General features: G+C 72.5%; 12 protein-coding genes and 1 pseudogene. 9 read left to right on the top strand and 4 right to left on the bottom strand.

Features of this window, described 5'->3' with window-relative positions:
* The first annotated feature begins 175 nt into the window (after nucleotides 1-175).
* The 5 genes and pseudogenes from ACIBJG_RS02015 (at nucleotide 176) to ACIBJG_RS02035 (ending at nucleotide 4,970) form a co-directional block, all read left to right on the top strand.
* Nucleotides 176-1,225, top strand: coding sequence for a carbohydrate ABC transporter permease (locus ACIBJG_RS02015; RefSeq protein ID WP_399302919.1), 1,050 nt, complete (start codon nucleotides 176-178; stop codon nucleotides 1,223-1,225).
* A complete protein-coding gene (locus ACIBJG_RS02020) occupies nucleotides 1,222-2,061 on the top strand; it encodes a carbohydrate ABC transporter permease (protein WP_399302921.1) in 840 nt (279 codons plus the stop codon). Before ACIBJG_RS02015 ends, ACIBJG_RS02020 begins: the two co-directional genes overlap by 4 nt.
* Nucleotides 2,061-3,491, top strand: a complete 1,431-nt coding sequence (locus ACIBJG_RS02025) for an alpha-L-fucosidase (RefSeq protein ID WP_399302923.1) — start codon at nucleotides 2,061-2,063, stop codon at nucleotides 3,489-3,491. The genes ACIBJG_RS02020 and ACIBJG_RS02025 overlap by 1 nt, the downstream gene beginning before the upstream one ends.
* Nucleotides 3,492-3,610: 119 nt before the next feature.
* A pseudogene (locus ACIBJG_RS02030) lies at nucleotides 3,611-3,772 on the top strand (nucleoside/nucleotide kinase family protein); the annotation flags it as partial.
* 67 nt (nucleotides 3,773-3,839) lie between these two features.
* Nucleotides 3,840-4,970 (top strand): M24 family metallopeptidase, encoded by a 1,131-nt coding sequence (locus ACIBJG_RS02035; protein ID WP_399302925.1) that lies wholly within the window; start codon nucleotides 3,840-3,842, stop codon nucleotides 4,968-4,970.
* Nucleotides 4,971-4,974: 4 nt separating this feature from the next.
* On the opposite strand, the gene treZ is transcribed toward ACIBJG_RS02035, so the two are convergent.
* Nucleotides 4,975-6,735: a malto-oligosyltrehalose trehalohydrolase gene (gene treZ, locus ACIBJG_RS02040; RefSeq protein ID WP_399302927.1), complete on the bottom strand. Its 1,761-nt coding sequence runs from the start codon at nucleotides 6,733-6,735 to the stop codon at nucleotides 4,975-4,977.
* Nucleotides 6,736-6,900: 165 nt separating this feature from the next.
* On the opposite strand from treZ, the gene ACIBJG_RS02045 reads away from it, so the two are divergent.
* Complete coding sequence (locus tag ACIBJG_RS02045; RefSeq protein WP_399302929.1) at nucleotides 6,901-8,256, top strand: GH1 family beta-glucosidase; 1,356 nt, start codon at nucleotides 6,901-6,903, stop codon at nucleotides 8,254-8,256.
* A 34-nt stretch (nucleotides 8,257-8,290) separates the two neighbouring features.
* Here ACIBJG_RS02045 and ACIBJG_RS02050 read toward each other — a convergent pair whose 3' ends face one another.
* Nucleotides 8,291-9,202, bottom strand: coding sequence for a GNAT family N-acetyltransferase (locus tag ACIBJG_RS02050; protein ID WP_399302931.1), 912 nt, complete (start codon nucleotides 9,200-9,202; stop codon nucleotides 8,291-8,293).
* Between the two features lie 229 nt (nucleotides 9,203-9,431).
* Complete coding sequence (locus ACIBJG_RS02055; RefSeq protein ID WP_399302933.1) at nucleotides 9,432-10,388, bottom strand: GNAT family N-acetyltransferase; 957 nt, start codon at nucleotides 10,386-10,388, stop codon at nucleotides 9,432-9,434.
* A gap of 173 nt (nucleotides 10,389-10,561) precedes the next feature.
* Between ACIBJG_RS02055 and ACIBJG_RS02060 the strand changes: the two genes are divergently transcribed.
* The 3 genes from ACIBJG_RS02060 (at nucleotide 10,562) to ACIBJG_RS02070 (ending at nucleotide 13,173) form a co-directional block, all read left to right on the top strand.
* Nucleotides 10,562-11,128 (top strand): FHA domain-containing protein, encoded by a 567-nt coding sequence (locus ACIBJG_RS02060; RefSeq protein WP_399302935.1) that lies wholly within the window; start codon nucleotides 10,562-10,564, stop codon nucleotides 11,126-11,128.
* 247 nt (nucleotides 11,129-11,375) lie between these two features.
* Nucleotides 11,376-12,008 (top strand): hypothetical protein, encoded by a 633-nt coding sequence (locus tag ACIBJG_RS02065; protein WP_399302937.1) that lies wholly within the window; start codon nucleotides 11,376-11,378, stop codon nucleotides 12,006-12,008.
* 145 nt (nucleotides 12,009-12,153) lie between these two features.
* Nucleotides 12,154-13,173: a cytochrome P450 gene (locus ACIBJG_RS02070; RefSeq protein WP_399302939.1), complete on the top strand. Its 1,020-nt coding sequence runs from the start codon at nucleotides 12,154-12,156 to the stop codon at nucleotides 13,171-13,173.
* On the opposite strand, the gene treY is transcribed toward ACIBJG_RS02070, so the two are convergent.
* Nucleotides 13,170-15,539: a malto-oligosyltrehalose synthase gene (treY, locus tag ACIBJG_RS02075; protein WP_399302941.1), complete on the bottom strand. Its 2,370-nt coding sequence runs from the start codon at nucleotides 15,537-15,539 to the stop codon at nucleotides 13,170-13,172. The two genes, ACIBJG_RS02070 and treY, sit on opposite strands and share 4 nt — an antisense overlap.
* Between the last annotated feature and the right edge of the window lie 43 nt (nucleotides 15,540-15,582).

Raw genomic sequence — 15,582 nt, forward strand, 5'->3', positions numbered from 1 at the left:
CTCGTAATAGCCACCCTTTACTTGGGTCAGTCCTGCGGTCTCTGGACGGGCCCTGGTGCGCGGTGCCAAGTACGCCCTGCCCGGCCGCCCCTGCCGACCCGGTGCGGAGATTCGCCGCGGTCCACGGCCCCGAACGAAGCCGGACCCCCGGCCCCTGAAGAGAGGTGCGACGCCGATGTCGTCGATAGAGGTCCGGGCTGAGGAAGCCGCCAGTGGCGCCGCAGCCCGGTCGCAGACCCCCGAGAACGTCCAGGGAGCAGGCGTGCCCGGCGCGGAGAAGTCCGGCCCGGAGAAGGGCCGCCGACGTAACCGGAGCGACGAGACACTGAACGGCGCCGCACGCTTCCGGCGCTGGTGGGTCCCGTACGTCTGGATCGCCGCGCCGCTGGCCGCCGTACTGCTCTTCTACGTCTACCCGTTCGTCAACACCCTGCTGCTGAGCTTCACCGACGCGCGCCCTCTCGGCGGCGGCGGCGCTTTCGTCGGCCTGGACAACTACCGGACGCTCCTCGAGGACGACGCCTTCGCGGGCGCCCTGCTCAACTCGGTTGTCTACGCCGTCGTGGTGGTCCCCTTCCTCACCTTCCTGCCGCTGCTGCTCGCGCTGCTGGTGAAGGAACGCATCCCCGGCATCGGCGTCTTCCGGTCGCTGTACTACACCCCGGCCGTGGCCTCCGTGGTCGTCGTATCCCTCGCCTGGGTCTTCCTGCTGAAGGACGACGGGATGATCAACACGGTGCTCCGCTGGACCGGCATGGTCGACGAGCCCGTCCCCTTCCTCACCGGCCGCTGGTGGCTGCTGATCTCGGCGATGCTCATCACGCTCTGGAAGGGCCTGCCCTACTACATGATCCTTTACCTCTCGGCCCTCGCGAACGTCGACAAGTCGCTCTACGAGGCGGCCGAGATGGACGGGGCCGGCGCGATCCGCCGCTTCTTCACCGTCACCCTGCCCGGCGTCCGCATCATGGTGTACCTGGTCGCGGTGCTGGTGATGATCGGCTCGATGAAGGTCTTCAGCGAGGTCTACCTCCTCTCCAACGGCACCGGCGGGGTCGGCGGGGCCTCCGAGACCCTCACCATGTACATCCAGAAGGTCGGCATCGCCGACAGCACCTACGGCTCGCTCGGTCTCGGCAGCGCCGCCTCCGTGGTGCTCTTCGTCCTGACCCTGGGCTTCCTCGTCGCCAGCCGGCGCCTGAACAAGAAGGCGGAGGAGCGGTGAGCCTCACCCTGAACCGCCGGCGCCGCGGACTCCTCGCGCGCTACATCACCCTGGTCGTCGTCCTGCTGTTCCTGCTCGGCCCCCTGGTCCTGCCGCTGCTCGGCGCGTTCAAGGGTGAGGGCGAGGCGATGTTCGGCCCGGAGGCCACGGTGCTTCCGAGCCACCCGAACCTCTCCGCCTTCCGGGAACTGTTCGCGCAGACCGAGATCGTGCGGGCCATCGGAAACTCGCTCCTCGTCTGCGGACTCGCCGTGGCCAGCCACCTGGTCCTCGCGACGCTCGGCGGCTACATGCTGTCCCGGCGGGGCTGGAAGGGGCGGCGGATCGTCGAGCTGATCGTTCTGTCCGCGCTGATCTTCCCCTTCGAGGCCCTGATGGTCTCCCTCTTCGCCCAGGTCCGCGACCTCGGCTTCTACGACACCCTCGCCGGTGTCTGGCTGCCCGGCATGCTCGGCCCCTTCCATGTACTCCTCATGCGTGCCGCCTTCCTCGCGGTGCCCGACGAGATCGAGGACGCGGCCCTCCTCGACGGCGCCGGCGAGTTCCAGCGGTTCTGGCGGATCTTCCTTCCGCAGACCCGCGGCGCCATGGTGATCGTCTGCCTGACGTCCTTCATCTACGCCTGGGAGGACTACCTCTGGCCCCTCGTTGTCGTCCGCTCCGACGGCAAGTTCACGATGATGCTGGAGATCGCCCGTCTGCAGAGCAACTTCGGCTTCGACTACCGCGTGGTCCTCGCCGGAGCCCTGCTCGCCCTCGCGCCCGTCCTGATGATCTTCTTCGCCGCCCAGAAGTACTTCTTCAAGGGCATCGAAGAGGGAGGAATGAAGTACTGATGACCGAGCAGTACGCAGTTCCCGCCGGCGCCGCCGCTGTCGACTTCACCCCCGACGACCTCGCCGCCGCCGGGGCGGTCCGCAAGGGAGTGGACCCCGGCTACACCTGGCCCGAGGACCCGCGAACCCTGGCCGCGCTGGAGCACTGGCGTGACCTCAAGGTCGGCGTGATCATGCACTGGGGCGTCTACTCGGCGATCGGCCAGGCCGGTTCCTGGTCGCTCCACCGCGACCACCTCGGCTCCTTCACCGACATCCCGGCAGACTTCGAGGGCACTCCCGCCGAGTACCACACCTGGTACTACGACCAGGTCCGCACCTTCACCGGGCACGACTACGTCGCCGCCGACTGGGCCCGTGCGTGTGCCGACGCGGGCCTGAAGTACCTGGTGTTCACCACCAAGCACCACGACGGCTTCGCCCTCTGGGACTCCGACCAGACCAATCTGAAGAGCACCGCGGAGGATGCCGGCCTCGGACGCGACATCGTCGCCGAGACCTTCGACGCGTTCCGCGCCGTGGGTCTGGAGACGGGCGTCTACTTCTCCAAGGCCGACTGGTCCCACCCGGGCTACTGGGACCGCGCCCGGCCGCTCACCGGGCGTCACCACAACTTCGACATCGCCGAGAAGCCCGCCAAGTGGCAGTCCTTCGTCGACCTGACCCATCGCCAGATCGGCGAGCTGCTCTCCGGCTACGGCAAGGTCAACGTCCTCTGGCTCGACGCGGGCTGGGTCTGCGAGCCCGACGAGCCCATCGGTATCGAGCGGATCGCGGACCGGGCCCGTGAACTCCAGCCCGACATCCTCGTCGTCGACCGCGAGGTGCACGGACCGCACGAGAACTACCGCACCCCGGAGCAGGAGGTGCCCGACGACAAGCTCCCGTACCCCTGGGAGTCCTGCATCACGATGACACCGTCCTGGTGCTCGACGCGGGTCGACGAGCCGGCCAAGCCCATGGCGGAGATCGCGGCCACCCTGGTCCGCATCGTCGCCCGCGGCGGCAACTACCTCATCGGCGTGGGCCCCGACGCCACCGGGGCCCTCTCCCGGCACATCGTCGCGCGCATGGCCGAGCTCGGTGAGCTCCTCCGGGCCATCGGCCCCGCCGTCTACGGCAGCCGCACCGTGCCGGGCACCCTTGCCGCCGAGGGCGGCATCGAGTGGCACCTCACGCAGGCCGGGGAGGCCCGCGGAGGTTCTCTCCCCGGCATCCACGCCCTCGGCCTCTACGGCGAGGACGGCGCCCGCGAGACGGCGCTCCGGGTCATCGGGTGGACGGCCGCCGACTGCGTCGCCGTCCTCCTCGGAGCCGACGGCGAACCGGCGGAGAGGCTCGCCGCCACTGTCACCGACGGCGCCGTCACCGTCGAGGTGCCCGCAGGGCCGAACAGCCACGTCGTCGCCGTACGCCTGACGGAGAGCTGAACCCGCCGGAACCGCAGGTTCCCGCAGTGACCGGTGAGGGAGCACGCCCGCATCCCCCTGGAGGTGAGGTGCGCCCCTCGCCGGTTCGCCGTTCCCGGTACGGGACATACCAGGACGTACGGATCCGCAGGCTCGTCGACCGGCATGTGCGGTTCGGTAAGCCCCGGCCCCACGAGGAGCGCTGGGTGGGCGGTTCCGACGAGGCCAACGCGCGGCTCGTCGCGGCCGGGCGTGACCGCACCGACCTCGTCGTACGACTCACCAACGGCACGCTGCCCTGACGCTCGCGGCCGGGCGCCCGGGCGGGCAGGATGCAGAGAGCCGTTCCGCGCCGCCAGGAGGTCCCGCATGCCCAGCCCGAACCAGCCCGTGCCGTTCACCGCCGACGACTACCGGGCCCGGATGGCGCGGGCCGCCGACAGTGCGGCTGCCGCCGGACTCGCGGGTGTGCTGGTCGCACCGGGGCCCGACCTGGTGTACCTGACCGGATACCAGCCCACCGCGATCACCGAGCGCCTCACGGTCCTCGTCCTGACCGCGGGCCAGGACCCCGTCCTCGTCGTCCCGACCCTGGAGGCCCCGGACGCGGAGAAGGCCGTCGGCGCGCCCGCGCTGACCCTGCGCGACTGGACCGACGGCAAGGACCCGTACGCCGTCACCGCGCCGCTCCTCGACGGACGGGGCCGGTTCGGGATCAGCGACAACGCCTGGGCCATGCATCTGCTCGGCCTCCAGCAGCTGCTGCCCGGGACCTCGTACGCCTCCCTCACCGAGGCGCTGCCGATGCTGCGGGCCGTGAAGGACGCCCATGAGCTGGACCGCCTCGCCGCGGCCGGGGCCGCCGCCGACGCCACGTACGAGGAGATCCTCAAGGTCCGGTTCTCCGGCCGCAAGGAGACCGAAGTGGCCGCCGATCTGGCGCGCCTGCTCACCGAGTTCGGCCACTCGCAGGTGGACTTCACGGTGGTCGGCTCCGGACCCAACGGCGCCAACCCGCACCACGAGGCGGGTGACCGCACCATCGAACGCGGCGACATGGTCGTGCTCGACTTCGGCGGCCTCAAGCACGGCTACGGCTCCGACACCTCCCGCACGGTCCACGTCGGCGAACCCACCGCCGAGGAGCAGCGGGTCCACGACATCGTGCGGGAGGCGCAGAAGGCAGGCTGCGAAGCGGTGCGGCCGGGGGTCGCCTGCCAGGAGATCGACCGGGCCGCCCGCGCCGTCATCACCGAGTTCGGCTACGGCGAACGCTTCATCCACCGCACCGGCCACGGCATCGGCGTCACCACCCACGAACCCCCGTACATGATCGAGGGCGAGGAGCTGCCGCTCGTCCCCGGCATGTGCTTCTCCGTGGAGCCCGGCATCTATCTGCCGGGCCGGTTCGGCGTCCGGATCGAGGACATCGTGACCGTCACCGAGGACGGCGGCCGCCGCCTCAACGCCACGGCGCGTGAGCTGGCGATCGTCGAGTAACGCCTCAGTCGTCCGCCAGTACCACGCACGACTCCGGCGGCAGATGCAGCGCCCCGTCCGCGCCGGGCGGCTCGACGGGCAGCCAGGCGGCCAGCACCCTGCCCCCGCCACTGCGGTGCCGGCCGCCGCCCAGCGGGATCGTGGCCGGCTTCTCGTCGAGGTTGACGGCGATCCGCAGGTCGCCCCGGCGCAGCGCCAGCCAGCGCGCCTCGTCGTCGTACGCCGTCCTCACCGTCGCCAGATCCGGGTCGCTCAGGTCGGGCAGGGTGCGGCGCAGCGCGATCAGTTCGCGGTACCAGGCGTGCAGCCGGGTGTGCGGTTCGCGCCGCTGCTCGCTCCAGTCCAGACACGAACGGTCGCGGGTGGCCGGGTCCTGCGGGTCGGGGATGTCCTCCTCGGCCCAGCCGTGCGCCCCGAACTCCCGCCGCCTGCCGCTGCGTACGGCCTCGGCGAGCTCCGGATCGGTGTGGTCGGTGAAGAACTGCCAGGGCGTACGGGCGCCCCACTCCTCGCCCATGAAGAGCATCGGGGTGAAGGGGCCGGTCAGCACGAGCGCCGCCGCGCAGGCCAGCAGGCCGGGGGCGAGGGAGGCGGCGAGCCGGTCGCCGAGCGCCCGGTTGCCGATCTGGTCGTGCGTCTGGGCGTAGCCGACGAAGCGGTGGGCGGCGGTGCGGGTGACGTCGACCGGGCGTCCGTGGCTGCGGCCCCGGAAGCTGGAGTACGTACCGTCGTGGAAGAACGCGCTTGTCACGGTCTTGGCGAGCCCGGCCAGCGGGGCGGCCGCGAAGTCCGCGTAATAGCCCTGGGCCTCGCCCGTCAGCGCGGTGTGCAGACAGTGGTGGAAGTCGTCGTTCCACTGGGCGTGCAGACCGATGCCGCCCGCCTCGCGCGGAGTCGTCGTACGGGGGTCGCACAGGTCGGACTCCCCGATCAGCGAGAGCGGCCGGCCCAGTTCGGCGGAGAGGGCGTCGGCGGCGGCGGAGAGTTCCTCCAGGAAGGTCAGCGCCCGGGTGTCGGCCAGCGCGTGGACCGCGTCGAGCCGCAGCCCGTCCAGCCGGTAGTCGCGGAGCCAGGCGAGAGCGCTGCCCAGCAGGAAGGCGCGCACCTCGTCGGAGCCGGGCGCGTCCAGATTGACCGCCGCGCCCCACGGGGTGTGGTGCGTCTCGGTGAAGTACGGGCCGAAGACGGGGAGGTAGTTGCCGGACGGGCCCAGATGGTTGTGGACCACGTCCAGGACGACCGCGAGCCCGAGCCCGTGCGCCGTGTCGACAAAGCGCTTCAGCCCCTCGGGGCCGCCGTACGGCTCGTGCACGGCCCACAGCGACACCCCCTCGTACCCCCACCCGTGGACCCCGGGGAACGGGCAGACCGGCATCAGGGACACATGGGTGATGCCCAGCTCGGCGAGGTGCCCCAGCCGGGCCGCCGCCGCGTCGAAGGTGCCCTCGGCGGTGTACGTACCGATGTGCAGCTCGTACAGGACCGCGCCCGGCAGCCCGCGCCCCGCCCAGTCGGTGCGCCAGGTGTACGCGTCGTGGTCGACGACGGCGCTCTCGCCGTCCGGCCCGTCCGGCTGACGGCGCGAGCGGGGATCGGGGCGCACCGGGCCGCCGTCGAGGGCGAAACCGTAGCGGTCGCCGGCCGAGGCCTCCGCCTCCGCGGTCCACCACCCGGCCCGGTCCGGATCGGGCTCCATCGTCCGCAGCTCACCCGACAGCCGCAGGGCGGCCGATCCCGCGTCCGGTGCCCATACCTCGAACAACATGCAGCGCTCCCTCGTCTCCGTGTACCGGCCCATGGTCGGCAGAAGGCGCGATCTTCGACCCACGACACTGGATCGAGCCCGTTACTGGCGATTAAGGTCTGGTTCTGATCATTGCCCTGACAGGTTCTGACATACGCACTCCCTCTTACGGCTGTGGAGGCCGAGATGACTGTGCCGCCGTTCCCGCCCGGTTTCCTCTGGGGAGCCTCCGCCTCCGCCTTCCAGACCGAGGGCGCCGCCGACACCCATGGCAAGGGCCCCTCCGGCTGGGACGCCTTCGCCGCGCAGCCCGGACGCATCAAGGACGGCACCGACACCACCCGCGGCACCGGCTTCCACCGGCACTACCGCGAGGACGTCGCTCTCCTGGCCGGGCTCGGCGCCGACGCCTTCCGGTTCTCGGTGAGCTGGCCGCGCGTCGTCCCCGGCGGCAGCGGGCCGGTCAACCCGCAGGGGCTCGACTTCTACGACCGCCTCGTCGACGAACTCTGCGCCCACGGCATCACCCCGGCCCCCACCCTCTACCACTGGGACACCCCGCTCCCGCTGGACGAGGCCGGCGGCTGGCTCAACCGGGACACCGCCCACCGTTTCGCCGAGTACGCGGGCATCGTCGCCGAGCGCCTCGCCGACCGCGTACCCATGTGGATCACGATCAACGAACCCGCCGAAGTGACCATGCTCGGCTACGCACTCGGCGAGCACGCCCCCGGCCGCGCCCTCCTCTTCGACGCGCTGCCCGCCGCCCACCACCAGCTCCTCGCCCACGGCCTGGCCGTGGGCGCGCTGAGGGCCGCCGGCGCGGACAACATCGGCATAGCGGTCTCGCACTCCCCGGTCTGGACCGCCGGCGAGTCCGAGGAGGACCGCCTCGGTGCCGAGCTGTACGACCTCCTCACCAACCGGCTGTTCGCCGACCCGCTCCTCACCGGCCGCTACCCCGACGAGAACGTCGCCGCCCTGATGCCGGGCCCCGTCGAGGACGACCTGCGGACCATCTCCACCCCGCTCGACTGGTACGGCGTCAACTACTACAACCCCACCCTGGTCGGCGCCCCCGCGACAGACGCCCTCGACTCCTTCGCCGGCTTCGGCATGCCGGCCGAACTCCCCTTCGGCATCCGGGAGATCGAGGGGTACGAGAAGACGGACTTCGGCTGGCCCGTCGTCCCCGACGGGCTGCGCGAGACCCTCGTCCAGCTGCGGGACCGCTATGGCGACCGGCTCCCGCCGCTCTACATCACCGAGAACGGCTGCGCCGTCGACGAACCCACCGCGGACGCCCGCCGGATCGCCTTCCTCGACGGCCACCTCGGGGCCCTGCGGGAGGCCATGGACGCGGGCGTCGACGTACGCGGCTACTTCACCTGGTCGCTCACCGACAACATCGAGTGGACCGAGGGGGTCAGCAAGCGCTTCGGCCTGGTCCACATCGACTACGAGACCCTGCGCCGCACGCCCAAGGACTCGTACGCCTGGTACCGCGACGTCATCAGGCGACAGCGCGCGAACGGGGGCTGACGCGACGCCGTACCGGCCCCCGCCCGCCCGTCCGCTAGACCAGGTAGATCCGCTCCTGCGTCACCGGATGCCCGGCCCTCGCGAACGCGGCCGCCATCGGAACGTTCCCTTGGTCGGTCGCGCCCGCGACGAACTCGGCTCCCCGGGTGGCCAGGAAGTGCGTGCACTCCACGAGCAGGTCGTAGCCGTACCCATGACCGCGGGCCTCGGGCACGACCCCGATGAAGCCGATGCACGGTCCCGAGGGGTTGTGCGCGGGCACATGGAGACCGGCCGGTTCACCGTCCGGCGTGTACGCCACCTGCCACCAGTCACGCGGCGAGGGGCACCAGTGGAAGAAGTCGAGCTCCTCCTGGGCCGCGGCCTCCAGCCCGCCGGGGCCCTCGATCGCCCGCCGTGCGTGTGCTTCGAGCGTGACGGAGTGGATCCGGCGCAGCAGGCCGAGGATCACCGCGTCGTCGGGCTCCGGCCCGAAGGTCAGCCGGCCCGGCCGTTCGGGCAGTCCGCAGTCCGGCGTCCACCGGTACTGGTACCGCTCGACGAGCGGCTTCATACCGGCCGCCGTAGCGGTCGCGATCCGGGCCTCGGCGGCCGCCCGTGCCTCGGGGACCTCACGCCAGTTCGCGGGAAGGCCCAGTTCGTACTCGGTGTGCAGCGGGGAGCGGCGCAGGAGCTCCGCGCCCGCCTCGTCCTCGCCCTCGGCGAAGTCGAACCAGTTGAGCAGGACGGGTTCGGTGTCATCGGGACCGGCCCACCAGGCGGCCCGGGCGACGACCGCGTCGTCGCGCAGCGCGATCCAGGTCCACTCGGGGCGGTACTCCCCGCCGTCGGCCACCGTGGCGTAGCGGTGCCCGAAGGCGGCACGGCCGACGAGCGAGGCGTCCTGCAGGGAGTCGAAGAGAGAAGCGTCGCTCTGCGAGAGCGCGCGAATGACCAGATCGGTCATGGAGAAGTCCTCCGGAAGTAAACCGTGCGCTCCCGGTCAGACCGAGTCGGACACCGCCCGGCGGACGGGACGGGAGCGCGGGAACGAAGTGGTACGCGGGGTGATGCCGTTGCCCGTACCCATGTGCCTCGCCTCCTTCCTCGACCGGGGCCCGATGCCCTCGCGGGAACCATAGCCCCCTCCGGGCGGGCCGTCCAAGGGATTCGGACGGCCCCGCGCGGTGGTTCGGTCAGCCGTCCCACACCATGTCGAAGGCGCGCTCGAAGTTGACGTACCCCAGACGCGCGAAGGACTTCGCCATCGGCACGTTGCCGAGGTCCGTCGCCGCCCGGATCCGCTCCACGCCGTCCTGCCCGGCGAGCACCCGGGTGCCCTCGGCGAGGAGTTCGTCGATGAAGCCGTGACCGCGCCGGGCCGGCAGCACGCCGATGTACGCGATGATCGGGTTGTAGCTGTTGCGGGCCGGGATCACGAAGCCGACCGGCTCACCGTCCGGGAGTTCGGCGATGCGCCACCACTCCTGCGGGGTCGAGTAGTGGGCGAGCTCCTCGTCGTAGTGCTTCTCCGCGGCCTCGCGCGCCGACAGACCCGTCGCCAGGTCCTGCTGTCCGTGGGCGTCGAGGGTGCCCTCCATCACCGGCGTCATCAACGCGAGGAGATCCTCGCGCCCGACGACCGGACGGAACCGCAGCCGGCCGCTGTCGGCGGGTACGGGAGTGCCCGCGCGCCACTCCAGGCGCAGCCGCTCCACGAGCATCCGGGCGCCGGTGCGCTCCATGACCCGGACCCGGGCCTCGACGACGTCACGGGCCGCCGGGTCCTCGCGCCAGTCGGGCGGTACGAAGCGCCCGTACTCGGGACGCGGGGCACCGGCCGGAACGACGGCCGCCGTCGCCGTCTCCAGCAGCCGCAGCCCCGCCTCCCCGCGCTCGGGCTCGGGCAGTGTGTCGTCCAGGTCGAAGAAGTCCAGGAGCAGCGGCTCCTTGCCGTCCTTGCTCCACCAGGCGATCCGTGCCACCACCCGATCGCCCCGCAGCGCCACCCACATCCACTCCGGGCGGCGGCGGCCCGTCGCGAGGTCGTCCGTGAGCTCGTGGTCCAGGACGTAGGACAGCCGGCAGAACAGGCCGAGCTCCTCCGGGCCGCTGATCGGACGGACGGTCAGGTCGAGTGGTGCGTCGAGCACGAATCCCCCACGGTGTACGGTCCCGCCCCGGCGGTCGCCGGGACGGCGCGGCGGCCGACAGTAGCAACGCCGGGCGCGCGGCGCCCCGGATATTTCCGGGGCCGCGCAGGTCAGGGGGCGGAAAGCGCCGTTGTTCTGGACACTCCGGGGCGGTCGGCCCGACAATTGGCCCTGTGACGTCCTCCTTCGAGTCCCACACGTACCCCGCGCGGCTGTCCGACGCCCAGCGCGACCGTGTTCTCGGTGTGCTCAGAGAGGGCGCGGCCCAGGGCAAGCTCTCCCACGACACCTTCATGCGGCGCATGGAACTGGCCCTGACCGCCAGCCGTTCCGAGGAACTGGACGCGCTCACCGCCGACCTGGAGCGCGACGGCCGCTGGTCGCGACAGCTGTTCCGGGCCGTGAGCGGCGTCTCCGGCTTCCCCGAGCGGGTGCGCAGGGCGTGGCGTGCCGAGCGGCTGCCCAAGCTCCTGCTCCCGGCGCCGAGTCCGCACCCCCTGCGCATCGGCCGCGACCCGGGCAACGGGCTCCGCCTCAGCCACGAGACGGTGTCCCGGATGCATGCCGAACTGACCGCGCACGGCGGCCGGTGGCAGCTGCGCGACCTGGGCTCGACCAACGGCACCTGCGTCAACGGGCAGCGCGTCACGGGGGCGGTGTCGGTGCGCGAGGGGGACCAGGTGAGCTTCGGCAGGATGACCTTCCGGCTCTCCGCACCCGCGCTCCGGCCGCCCGCGTAAGTGCCGCGTTCACGCCTGCGGGTGCAGCCCACGGCCCCCCCCGGGCTGAGGAAGGCCTCGCCGCCGGCCCGCCGTTCCCGCACCGGTCCGGAGGAGCGGTCGTCCCGGTCGGAGGACCTCGTCCCGGTCGTCCCCACCTCGACGGCCCACCGGCGTTGCCCCGCGCCGCGCACTCCTTGGCCCGGGGGAGGCGGGCCGAGGTGGTGGCGGGCCGGTTGTCCATGCTGCCCCGACGACTGCGGTGGACATGAAGAAGGCGGAGAGCCCGGCTGTGGCCCGGGGGACGTATTTCCTGTTCACACTTGCCGTGGTGGTGCTCGGCTGGGTCGTCGCCGCGGTCAACACGGGCATCTCCTATCTCGCGTTGGGCACGGATGCCATCCCGATCGTCATCGGCCTCATCGGGTGCATCGTCTTCGCGATCGTCCTGCGGTTCCTCCACTGTGCGTGGTGGCTCGCCGTCCTCTCCTTCCTGCCGGCGGTGTTCGTGCTCGTGCGCTCGGTCCAGTACGCCCCTGAGGTCACGCTGGACGGCCGGGCGTGCGCGAGACCGTGCGCATCACCGCCGACAGTGCTGCGGCGAACGGCGGATCGAATCAATCACCGCTTCACGCTCGAGGGCAGGCTGGGTGAGCTCAAGGAGACCCTGGACTACGACGAGGACCACCCGGACTGGGGGGTGGGCGACAGGATCGAGGTCATCAGCGATCCGAAGGGTGTCGTCCCGCTGGATGCCGCCTCCCATGTCGATTCCGGCGGTCAGCCCGGCACTCTCGTCATGGGCGTCGTCGGCTGGACGTGCATCACGTTCCTGGCCGGCCTGCGCGGATTCGTGCGGCGCAGCGCGGGCAGGCGCCCCGCGTTCGAGGACATCGGCTGAGCCCTGTCCGCCCGCTGTGCCGTGCAGCACGCTGACTGCCCCGTCACCCGGACGGCCGTACGCCGACTGCGGAGGGACCGTTCAGGTGATCCCCTGACAGGGACCGCGCCGCGCACCGGCGCACCGGACAACCGGGGGGTACGCCATGCAGGCAGACACGCCCGGAGACATACCGGCCCCGACGCCCTCGCCCGAACGCGGCACCGTTCGGCGCCCGTCCGCACGGCCCCGCCGCGCGGCCCGTGCCGGCGGCGGCCCCAGTCTCCTCGCGCCGGGCGCGGCCCACGACCCGTACCGGCTCTACCGGGTGCTCCGTGAGGAGTACCCGCTCGTCTACGACGCGCCGCTGGGCGCCTGGCTGGTCAGCCGGTACGACGACGTGGCCGCCGCCCTCACCGACCCGAGGTTCGCGGGCTTCCCGCACGACGGAGCACCCCGGGGCGGACCGGCCCCGCTCGGCCTCTGCCACGGGAACTCCCGCTGCCTGCCCCGCGACCGGTACGCGGTGCCGGCCGGCTCCGTGCCCGGGCATCTGGCCGCACGCGTCGAGCGGACCGCCTATGTGCTGGCCCGTCGCATCGCCGGACGCCCGCAGGCCGATCTCGTCGAGGAGTTCTGCCGCTGGCTGCCCGCCGGAGCGCGCACGGGCACCCGCACCGGCACGGCCACCGAGGCGGCCCCCTGCACCCGGCACACCGCGCTGCGCGAGACCGCGCTCGCCTCGTTCCTCGCCAATCTGCTCGACGATCCGGACCTGATGGCCGTCATGCGCATCGAACCCGCGCTCGCCGGCCGGGCCTGGACCGAGTCCCTGCGCCGCGACCCGCCCGTCCAGGTCGTGCTGCGCCGCACCGTCACCGAGGTCACCCTCAGCGGCGGCACCCTGCCCGCGCGGGCGCCCGTCGCCTGTCTGGTCGGCTCGGCGGGCCGTGACCCGGAACGGTTCGCCGCACCGGACGTGTTCGACCCGTTCCGCCGCGACCAGGACCGCGACACACCCGGTCCCGCGGGCTGCCCCGCCGTGCTGCTCGGCCGGCTGGAGGCCGAGCAGGGCCTGCGTGCCCTGCTCGAAGCGATGCCCGCCCTGCGCTGGGCGGACGGCTTCCGCCCGGCGGCCACCGGTCTGCTCACCCGGGGCCCGCGCTCCCTTCTCGTCCGTCCCTAGGCCGACCGGCGGAGCAGCGCCACCGGCCGCTCCGCGAACAGCTCCGCCACCGACACCCTCCCGCCGGAGAACTTCCGGCCCGGCGTGAGCAGATCGCGCCACACCCCGTCGTCCGGCAGCGCCAGCTCCGTCCCGCGCCAGCCGCCCGACTCCGCCAGCCGCAACGACAGCCGGGTGACCGCGGTGACCACCTCGCCGGAACGGCAGAAGGCCAGAGCGTGCGCCGCCGCCGGTCCGGAGACGGTCAGCGGGGCGTACGTACCCGACTCGCCGAACACCTCGGGCCGCTCCCGCCGCAGCCGCAGCGCCGTCTCGGTGAGCGCGCCCTTCTCGTCGGCCGGCGCCCCGTCGGGCGGCTGCCGGAACGGCTGCCGGTTGTCCGGGTCGACCAGCGCCAGGTACTCCCGCTCCGTGCCCTGGTAGAGATCCGGCACCCCCGGCATCGTCAGGTGCACCAGTGCCGCGCCCAGCACCTGGGCCCGCACATGCGGGGCGAGCGTCGCCGCGAACCGTTCCAGGAGCGCCCGCGCCGGACCGGTGCCGGTGGCCGGACCTGCGGCGACGAAGTCCGTCGCCACCCGCTCGTACAACGGGTCCGGCTCCGTCCAGCTGGTGAACAGCCCCGACTCGCGCGCCGCCTTGAGCAGCGCGGGCTCCAGCCGTGCGGCCTGCTCCCCGGGCGGGAACCCCACACAGCCGAGCGCCGTCTGCCACGCTTCCCAGGCGAGTTGCGGGTCGGGGGCGGAGGGGGCCGTCCGCGTCAGTTCGGCGAGCAGCTCCGTCCACCGCCCGGGGCACTGCGACAGCACGGCGATCCCCGCCCGGACGTCGGCGCTGCGCTTGGTGTCATGCGTCGTCAGCGCCGTTCCGGTGGCGGGCCAGTCGCGGGCGAGCCGCGCGCAGAAGGCGTGGAACTCCTCCGGAGCCACCGCCGGCCGCCCCGGATCGCCGCCCACCTCGTTGGCCGAGAGCAGCGGCACGTACCGGTAGTACGCCGTGTCCTCGACCGCCTTGGCGCGCAACGCCGACGCGGTCTGGGCGAACCGGGCGCAGAACGCCGCCCGGTCCTCGCCCGCGCCGAACCGCCCCAGGGCCAGCTCCCGCACCACGTCGACGGCCGAGGCCTCCTCCCGTACCGGGAACGCCGCCTTGGCACTGCTCACCGCGACCGCGTCGAACGTCGCCGCGGCCGTCTGTGAGCAGGGGCCGCCCGCCGTCACGTACGGGCGGTAGACCGGGACCCGGACCAGTAGTTCGCGCACCGCGGTGTGCAGGGCCCAGGGGGCGTGGTCGCGCAGTGCGGGGTCACCGGCGCAGATGCGTGAGGCGAGCCGGGTCAGCAGCTCGGTCTCGGCGGCCAGCTCATGGGTGACGACCCGGTACGCGGCCCGGCGCACGGTCGCTGTCCAGTAGCCTCCCCGGTCGCCTGTCGGGGACGCGTACTCGCGGTAGCCGTTCAGCAGCTCGGCCGCGCCCACCGGGTCGAGGAAGAGCCCGTCGATCCGGTGCAGCGCGTCGTACCCCGTCGTCCCGGCGACGGCCCAGCCCGCGGGCAGCGGCTCGGGACCGGTGAGGACCTTCTCCACCATCGTCCACACCCCGCCGCTCGCCACGGAGAGCCGCTCCAGATAGCCGGACGGGTCGGCGAGCCCGTCAGGGTGGTCGATCCGCAGGCCGTCCACGACCCCGTCCCGTACCAGCTCCAGGACCTTGGCGTGGGCGGCGGCGAAGACCTCGGGGTCCTCCACCCGCACCCCGATCAGCTCCGAGATGGTGAAGAAGCGCCGGTAGTTCAGCTCGGTGCGGGCCAGCCGCCACCAGCCGAGCCGGTAGTGCTGGGCGTCCAGCAGCTCGGGCAGACCGAGGTGGGCGGTGCCGGCCCGCAGCGGGAACTCCTGCTCGCCGTAGCGCAGCACGTCCCCGTCGACCCGCAGCCGGTCGATCTCCTCGCCGATCCGTCCGGCGAGTACGGGCAGCAGGATCCGCCCGTCGCCCGCGGCCCAGTCGATGTCGAACCAGCGGGCGTACGGGGAGGCGGGCCCCTCGCGCAGCACCTCGCGCAGCGCGTGGTTGTGCCGGGGGTCGGCGGCCATGTGGTTCGGCACGATGTCCAGGACGAGGCCGAGCCCGTGCTCGCGCGCGGTGCGCGCCAGCCGGCGGAGCCCCTCCTCGCCGCCCAGCTCGGCGCGTACCCGGCTGTGGTCGACGACGTCGTAGCCGTGCAGCGAGCCGGGTACGGCCTCGAGCACCGGGGACAGGTGCAGATGGGAGACGCCGAGCGAGGCGAGATACGGCACGGCGTCCTCGGCGGCCGAGAACGGGAACTCCGGCTGGAGCTGGAGCCGGTACGTGGCGGAAGGCGTCATGGCAACGTTCGTACCCAGATCCGGGCCACCTGTGTCACTCGGG

The sequence above is a fragment of the Streptomyces sp. NPDC050422 genome (genome assembly GCF_044458665.1).
Lineage (GTDB): Bacteria > Actinomycetota > Actinomycetes > Streptomycetales > Streptomycetaceae > Streptomyces.

Coding starts and splice junctions, on each gene's coding strand:
- ACIBJG_RS02015 (WP_399302919.1), top strand. CDS start 176: ATGTCGTCGATAGAGGTCCGGGCTGAGGAAGCCGCCAGTGGCGCCGCA.
- ACIBJG_RS02025 (WP_399302923.1), top strand. CDS start 2,061: ATGACCGAGCAGTACGCAGTTCCCGCCGGCGCCGCCGCTGTCGACTTC.
- ACIBJG_RS02035 (WP_399302925.1), top strand. CDS start 3,840: ATGCCCAGCCCGAACCAGCCCGTGCCGTTCACCGCCGACGACTACCGG.
- treZ (WP_399302927.1), bottom strand. CDS start 6,735: ATGTTGTTCGAGGTATGGGCACCGGACGCGGGATCGGCCGCCCTGCGG.
- ACIBJG_RS02045 (WP_399302929.1), top strand. CDS start 6,901: ATGACTGTGCCGCCGTTCCCGCCCGGTTTCCTCTGGGGAGCCTCCGCC.
- ACIBJG_RS02050 (WP_399302931.1), bottom strand. CDS start 9,202: ATGACCGATCTGGTCATTCGCGCGCTCTCGCAGAGCGACGCTTCTCTC.
- ACIBJG_RS02065 (WP_399302937.1), top strand. CDS start 11,376: ATGAAGAAGGCGGAGAGCCCGGCTGTGGCCCGGGGGACGTATTTCCTG.
- ACIBJG_RS02070 (WP_399302939.1), top strand. CDS start 12,154: ATGCAGGCAGACACGCCCGGAGACATACCGGCCCCGACGCCCTCGCCC.
- treY (WP_399302941.1), bottom strand. CDS start 15,539: ATGACGCCTTCCGCCACGTACCGGCTCCAGCTCCAGCCGGAGTTCCCG.